Annotated in this window: 1 pseudogene; it reads right to left on the bottom strand. The window is 61.2% G+C overall.

The window, feature by feature from the left end:
- Positions 1-400 (bottom strand): annotated as a pseudogene (locus AACS18_RS23380) (methyl-accepting chemotaxis protein); the annotation flags it as partial.

Here is a 400-nt window from a genome sequence, read left to right as displayed (position 1 = left end):
TGGTGGAGAGGATGGTGTTGATCTCCTGAGCGTTTTTCTCCAGTTCCTGAATGATGTTGGAGGCCTGTTCCACCTGGGTGGCCAGATCGGTGATGGAGCGCTGGTTGCGGGCGATCACCTGCTTGCCATGCTCGCAACTGCTGGAGGAGCTGCGGGCCGCCTCGGCGGTCTGCTCGGCGTTGCTGGCGACCTCGACCGCGGTGGCCGACATCTCGTGTACCGCAGTGGCGATCTGGGAGATCTCGTTTTGCTGGCGTGCCAGCCCCTGATTGGCCTTCTCCGCCATGCTGTGGGAGGACTTGGCCTGCTGGTTGAGTTGGCCGGAGGAGTTGGAGATATCCTGCACCATCACATGGATCCGCTCGATGAAGGTGTTGACGTGTTTGGCAACCGCACCCAC

The organism is Aeromonas sp. HMWF015, from assembly GCF_963878965.1.
GTDB lineage: Bacteria > Pseudomonadota > Gammaproteobacteria > Enterobacterales > Aeromonadaceae > Aeromonas > Aeromonas veronii.
Note: the sequence above shows the minus strand (reverse complement) of the source record. Positions and strands in the feature narration are given on the sequence as shown.